Source organism: Kamptonema animale CS-326 (assembly GCF_028330895.1).
In the GTDB taxonomy this organism is placed as follows: domain Bacteria; phylum Cyanobacteriota; class Cyanobacteriia; order Cyanobacteriales; family Microcoleaceae; genus Kamptonema; species Kamptonema formosum.
Genome location: NZ_JAQMUA010000286.1, coordinates 1 through 6836, shown reverse-complemented (window position 1 = coordinate 6836; position 6836 = coordinate 1). Strand labels below are relative to the sequence as shown.

Genomic DNA, 6836 nt, shown 5'->3' with positions numbered 1-6836 from the left:
GGTCAAAGCACCGCCTAGAAGGCGGCGTTACGGAGATCTAAAACACTCCCATATCTTTGAAACAACGACGAGTTACCTCCATGCGAGCAGATGAATCTTTGTTGTTACGAATATCAATGTTAGTTGCAAAAAAGTAAACATTGTCTCCTTTCTCCAAGTAACCAACTATCCATCCGATTTGCGGTGTTACTTTGTCTCCAAAACCAGCCCAACCAGTTTTACTTCTGATTGTATAGTCTGGAGTTTTTTCCATAATCATAATATCTTTGACAATAGAGACTGTGCGCTGGGAGAAAGGTAATTCATTATTGTAAAGACGACGGAGAAACTGAATTTGCTCTTGAGGTGTGATTCTCAGTTCTCCTTGCAACCAGAATTTATCAATATCATCTTTATTCCCAATCTTTTGGTTGCCATACCCTACATTCGTCACCCATTTTTGCATTTGCTCATACCCAACTCGACGAGCTAGAACTTGGTAAAACCAAACCGCAGACACTTTGAATGCTTCTTTCATATTCAAGTCTCGGTTCCATTCAGGAATATCTCTTTGAATTCCATCCCAAGTTAGTACCGATATTTCATTTGGAATTACCCCAGTTTCTAAAGCAATCAAGGAGTTGAGAATTTTAAAGGTTGACGCAGGTAAAAATGCTCTTGCGTTCCGTTCGGGATTGTGTTGAAATACCAGATCGTTCTTGGAGTCATAGATCAGAATTGAACCTTCAACTCCTAGTTCTTGAAAGTGCCGTCCAAAATCAATATTCTGAGCAACTTCTACGGGATTTGGAAGTTCAATCGCTAATTTTGGCATTGATATTGATGCTGATGGCATTGCCTGAAATAGAATAGAGAGAGTGGCGCTCAAGGTAACGAAAACAATAATTAGAAAGCGAAATATTCGGTTCATCAGTTTTTGTGAGATCGGAATGCAAAATTTGAATCAGTATAAAAAAGGCAATCTGTACATAGATTGCCTACCACAAACAAATCAAGGATCGCAATACATTTGATTTGTCAAAAAATATAGCCCCTTCTTCTCTTCTTCCCCTAGCCCCTAGCCCCTAGCTAGCGTTTGCGCTTAATGTTCTCTTGCACTCTGCGATCGCGCCACTCAAGCGCCGTCAGATAAAGAACACCGCCAGTAACAACAACCAACAGTGCAAAAGCCACCCAAACCAGCAAATTAACAGCCGAGAACTCCATTATTCCTCCTTAAATTTTACATTCAATCGTTAACAGTTAACAGTTAACAGTTAACCGTTAACCGTTAACACTTCAATTAGCTGGTAACTCTGACAAAATTGTAAACCTAACGTGATTAATCGCCAAGGTTCCCACCGAAACTTCTTCCTTATTCAAAGGAAGTCCCTCACTCTTGAGACTTTGAAAGCGAATCCCTTTACCGATTTCCACATGATACCAAGCAAGCCCCATAAAAAATCGTAAAGGATAAGGGCCACGCTCTTGAATATCATCAGGATTAGACTCCATCGGTACCCAGCCAAAACCGGGGATATAAAACTCCAGCCAAACATGATTAAAATCTGGCGATAAAGGCACACCCTTCCTGTCAGCAAAAGCCGGACATTTATAGCGGCCAATAGTGCGACAAGCAATCCCATTTAACCTAGCCAAAGCTAACAACACGCCCACATACTCCCCGCAGGAACCAGTGCCCCGCCGGAGTACAACATCAGGTGTATCAATGTGCGGCCTGATACTGTAAGAAAGGCAATCATAAACATAATTACGAATGCTCAGCAATTTTCGGAGTATATTTGTTTCTGTTCCAATTGCCTCCTTAGCAGCAGCACGCACAATCTCCGAATCCATAGCTAAACTGTCATCATCTACCAAATATTTAGCTTGAAATTCAGGCGTTAATGCGGGAGCTTTTTCCACATCGCGGGGAGTAATTTCATATTTAATACTCCTAACTTCCAGTAGAGCTTTCCAGCCAAAAATTCGCCGTTCATGTGCCCGTAGCGGGTCAAACTTAAACACCGCTACTCGTTCCCCATCCTGAATTTCTTCAGTAAAAGGCATACCGATAGGTGAAATTTGCCGCACCTTTTGGCGATGAGTATCTGACGGCATCGCAATCCGCCATTCCAGATTATCTATGTGTACCTCATCCAGAGGAGCAAGTTCCTCCACATAAGACATCTCCATCAGAAAACCATTAGATAAAGCATACCGATCGCGTTCATTGTAATGAAAATGCAAAGGATGAATAAAAGTACGATCGCGCTTCGTCAACTGATAAGGATCTTCCGAATTTGGATCGTCCCGGATGTAAAGTTCCTCCCCAGCATAAGCAACATAAAGAACTTCTTTCCCAGTGGCAACATCTGTGTGAAAAGCTAAACCTGTAGGCGACTCAAATGGCGTTAACACATTAAAGCGAACTTCTCCAGTCCCCCGTTCTAAACAGTAGACCGTTTGCTCAGTCGCATCGCAAACCCAAAGTTCCTCACCCCGCACCGTAATATTCTCAACCCCAATACCGGGCGAGAAAAACCGAGTAATCTCTTTGCGATTAGTCCGATTAAAAACAAAAATGCAACCTGCTTTTTGACAAGTTACATAAACAGTAGAATTCCAAACTGCAACCCCATCGGCAGAGTAAGGAAGCGAAACAAAATGCTGAGGTTCGATTTCAGCAATAGAACCGTCACGAATTGCCCCTGAACAGAAGTACACGCTGTCATCCCGGACAAACCAGAGGCTATCTTCCCAAATAGCCAAACCAGTAGCATCCACAAACTTATCCACGTGACAGGGATTTAACACAGTCGTACTATCAGTTTCAGGGTCAATCGAAACCAGCAGTCCCCCTGGTTTATCAAGACCAAAGAGTTCATCCCCTAAAAACGCGATACCATGTATTGCCAAGACTCCTATCGGTCTGACCGTCCGCAGCCGTGAAAGCCCTTGATCTGAGAGAGCGGGTGAATTTGGGTGCATGATAAATTGAGTGTGGGTAGTGTGAAAATCAAACCGATGGCCTGTGAAAATCAACAAGCATCACTGCACCGTGCCAGCGCACGCCTAGTTGTCGGCCTCCTTGAGAGTTAGGCTAGCATTCAACGGCGAGAGGGTGAATCTGATACTGGCTTTGAGCAATAAAATCAATCCTATCTACCAAAAGATATAAATTAAGTACAAGAGGTTACTAGATCCGGCGGAACATTAGATACAATGAAGCCGTCTAACAAAGTTGCTAGGTTCACCTGAAGGCTGGTTCATCATGGCTTGGACAAAGGCTCCTCTACACATCGCATTTCTTTCTTTAGCTCTGTCTCTAGACATAGTTGCTACCTCTAGCTTCCCAAGAGAAGCAATGGCAGCAAATACGTTGGCAGAAACAGGCGATCGCGCATCTACCCAACAGATACCAGACAACTGGCAAACCGTCGAACCCACTATCCCCAATGGAAACTCCGCGAACACTCAGCGGCCAGATGCGAGTTGGAACGCCTTTGAACCGCCAGATCGGGGAGTCCCTGGTCGTCGGGAAGGTGGTGGCACTCGCGGGCCAGAATGCCCCACTAGCACCACTGCCTTGATTCCCAAATCAACGATGGGGCGAACCATATCAGCGAATCCAACATTCTTTTACTACGTGCCCGCCACCCTCGACAAAACAGTTGAGTTTGAGTTGGCTGATGAAGCTGACAAGACCGTTTACAAAACTAGCTTCAGGATGATCGCTAAGGCCCCTGGCATTGTTAGCGTTACTCTTCCTACTGCTAACGCAGCTTCCCTAGAGGTTGGCAAAAACTACCATTGGTACTTTACTATTAAGTGCAACCCTAATGATAGCGAGGCAGATATTGTAGTTTCCGGCTGGATCAACCGCGTTGAAATGACGACAGGCCTGAAATCTCAGTTAGATGGGGTTGGATCGGAACGCGATCGCCTTAACATTTACGCCAAAGAATCCTTATGGTACGAATATATTACTACCTTAGCGGATCTGCGTCGTTCTCAGCCCGCTGATTCAGCACTAACAGTCAAGTGGACTGAACTTTTGAGCGCAGTTGAGCTAGAAAAAATAGCCCAACAACCATTGGTGCAGATTCAATTGATTCCCACAAATTAATCCAGGGACACAGGGGGCAGGCAGAAAAGGGAATGAGGGAACAGCAAGCGAGAGGGAGTGACGGGAGAATTTTGCTGGGCTTCTGCCTTAGTCTAACGAGCGGCTAATTGCAGTTTTCAGCGGGTGAGATCCTGCCCTTAATTACCAATAGAATTCAGAATACATCTGTCAAAACTACGAATTCAGAATACATCCGTCAGCATAAATTATTCTGAATTCTAAATTCTAGCTGCTGAATTATTCTTGATTCTGACTCTTGACTGCTGGCTCCTGCTTCTAACTCCTGAATTCTAATAAGATAAACTCTCATAGTAAAGCAGCCAACAAATTAATTAAAGAGTAAATATTTTATGCCCTGGAGTGCAAGTCTTGTCATGTTTCGGTGTGGAGTCTCAATTCCCAGTGCAGTCCTGATCGCTTGCTTTTGGGGCAACGACGCTCTCTCCCAAACTCTGGACATTTCACTCAAGCCTACCCTCACCTCAAACCAAGTAAATACGGGAAATGGGGCAGGGGATACTGTTGTCGAGCAAGGTCAAAAGGCAGAAAAGGACGGAGCAACAACAGACTTTAGCAAGCCAGAAGCAAAGGAAAGCAGCGCCGAAGCTGAAAAATTAGTCAGAGTATTTAAGGATTTAGAGGCAAAGCAGACTAACTCGGAATCTAAATTATCCAGTTTGACTTCCTTATCTCTCCGCGATCCTTCCCTAAAACTAGATCCTCCCCAAAGCAATCTAGATTCTGAATCTGAACCCCAGAAAAAACCAAGCTTCAGAACTTCTTGGGGCTACCTACAGCAGATTTCCAATGAATTGAATACATCTGTTCCTACTCCTGGCGATCGCACCAGTAAGATTTCCCACTCCCATGAGTTGATATCCACCCTATCTCCTCAACCGGATACAGAATTTTTAACTGACAACTCACAACTGACAACTCATAACTTCTCTTCCCCCTCCACCGCACCTGCAACTTGCCAACTACCAACTTGTAACCTTCTCGCCCAGACACCCCAAACTCCACAAAATCTACCTTCCGATCTCAATCCTGCCGATCTAAATCCCGATCCCAATCGCGATCGCTTCCTCCAACCGCCCCCGCAACCAACCCCAGAACCGCCCCAAGCACCACCGCAAGTAGAACCCCAACCCACCCCCTCACCACAGCCAGAATTGCCGAATGTACCCATTCCAGTGCAGAAAATCGAGGTCGTTGGCAGCACAATCTTGAGTCGCGAAGACATTGAGGCGATCGTTAAGCCCCTAGAAGGGCGTTCCGTTACCCTAGAACAGCTTAGGGAAGCCGCAGATAAAATTACCACTATTTACCTCGATCGCGGCTACATCACCTCCAGAGCCGTTGTCCCACCTCAAACCATCACCAATGGTAACGTCCAAATTCAGGTAATCGAAGGAAAGCTGGCCAAAATTGAAGTCGAAGGAACCAAACGCTTAAATCCATCCTACGTCCGCAGCCGCATTCGGTTAGGGGCCGGACGACCCCTAAGTACCGCCAAGCTAGAAGACCAACTCCGGCTGCTGCGTGTCGATCCTTTGTTTGACAATGTAGAAGCCAGCCTGCGAGCCGGTGAAAAAGAGGGCGAAAGTATCCTGATCGTCCGCGTCATCGAAGCTAACCCTTTTCAAGCTAACTTCAGTATTGATAATTATTCGCCACCTAGTGTCGGTTCAGAGCGGTTGGGCGTGAATGTGCGCCACCGTAATATTACTGGTAGGGGTGACGAACTAGCGGCAGCTTATTACCGAGCTATTGGCGACTCTGATGTTTTTGACTTTAGTTACCGCATTCCAGTTAATGCAATGAACGGTACGGTGCAATTGAGGGTGGCACCAAACCGCAATAGTATTGTCCAAGCACCTTTCGATCAGTTCGATATTTCCGGGAAATCTCAACTGTATGAAATCAGTTATCGCCAGCCGTTATTGCGATCGCCGATACAGGAGTTTGCTGTATCTCTCGGTTTTACTTATCAGAGGGGTCGCACTTATCTCGCCGGCGATCCCTTTCCGTTTGGTTTGGGCCCAGGGGAGGAAGGTAGCGATACAGGCGTTACTACTACGAGCGTGATTAAGATTGGACAGGACTACATTCGTCGCGATCCTCGCGGCGCTTGGGCTCTGCGATCGCAATTCAGCATTGGTACTGGTTTATTCGATGCTACTGTCAATGAATCTCCGGTTCCTGATGGGCTATTTTTTAGTTGGCTAGGTCAGGTGCAACGGGTACAAAGGCTGAATGAAAATCATCTGCTGATTTTACAGGCAGATTTGCAACTCTCAGCCAATAGCCTGTTACCATCCCAGCAGTTTGTGATTGGGGGCGGGCAATCTTTACGCGGCTATCGGCAAAATGTGCGATCGGGCGATAATGGTTTCCGATTCTCAGTTGAAGACAGAATTACTATCGAGCGAGATCCTTCCTCTAAAGTCCCAATTCTTCAGTTAGCTCCGTTTATCGATATGGGTATGGTCTGGAATTCCCAGAATAATCCCAATGAAATAGCTTTTCCTAATACAAATATTTTCGGGGGCGATCGCGCCTTTTTAGCTGGCATCGGTTTGGGCATCCTTTGGGAACCCATACCTAAAGTTAATGTACGTATAGACTACGCTCTGCCGATAATTAACATTCAAGATAAGGGCAACAATGCCCAAGACTCAGGTTTTTACTTCAGCGTCATCTACAGCCCTTAAGAAGGGGCTAGGGG

General features: G+C 45.6%; 5 protein-coding genes. 2 read left to right on the top strand and 3 right to left on the bottom strand.

From position 1 onward, the window contains the following. Positions 1-37: 37 nt before the first annotated feature. From blaOXA to PN499_RS16885, 3 genes are all read right to left on the bottom strand, one after another. Positions 38-910: a class D beta-lactamase gene (blaOXA, locus tag PN499_RS16895; RefSeq protein ID WP_272033264.1), complete on the bottom strand. Its 873-nt coding sequence runs from the start codon at positions 908-910 to the stop codon at positions 38-40. A 158-nt stretch (positions 911-1068) separates the two neighbouring features. Then, complete coding sequence (locus tag PN499_RS16890) at positions 1069-1206, bottom strand: hypothetical protein (protein ID WP_272033263.1); 138 nt, start codon at positions 1204-1206, stop codon at positions 1069-1071. 72 nt (positions 1207-1278) lie between these two features. Next, positions 1279-2970, bottom strand: coding sequence for a transglutaminase-like domain-containing protein (locus PN499_RS16885; RefSeq protein ID WP_272033262.1), 1692 nt, complete (start codon positions 2968-2970; stop codon positions 1279-1281). A 283-nt stretch (positions 2971-3253) separates the two neighbouring features. Between PN499_RS16885 and PN499_RS16880 the strand changes: the two genes are divergently transcribed. Further along, on the top strand, positions 3254-4108 hold the full coding sequence (locus PN499_RS16880; RefSeq protein WP_272033261.1) for a DUF928 domain-containing protein: 855 nt from the start codon (positions 3254-3256) through the stop codon (positions 4106-4108). A 350-nt stretch (positions 4109-4458) separates the two neighbouring features. Next, a complete protein-coding gene (locus PN499_RS16875) occupies positions 4459-6822 on the top strand; it encodes a ShlB/FhaC/HecB family hemolysin secretion/activation protein (RefSeq protein WP_334311697.1) in 2364 nt (787 codons plus the stop codon). Positions 6823-6836 lie beyond the last annotated feature (14 nt).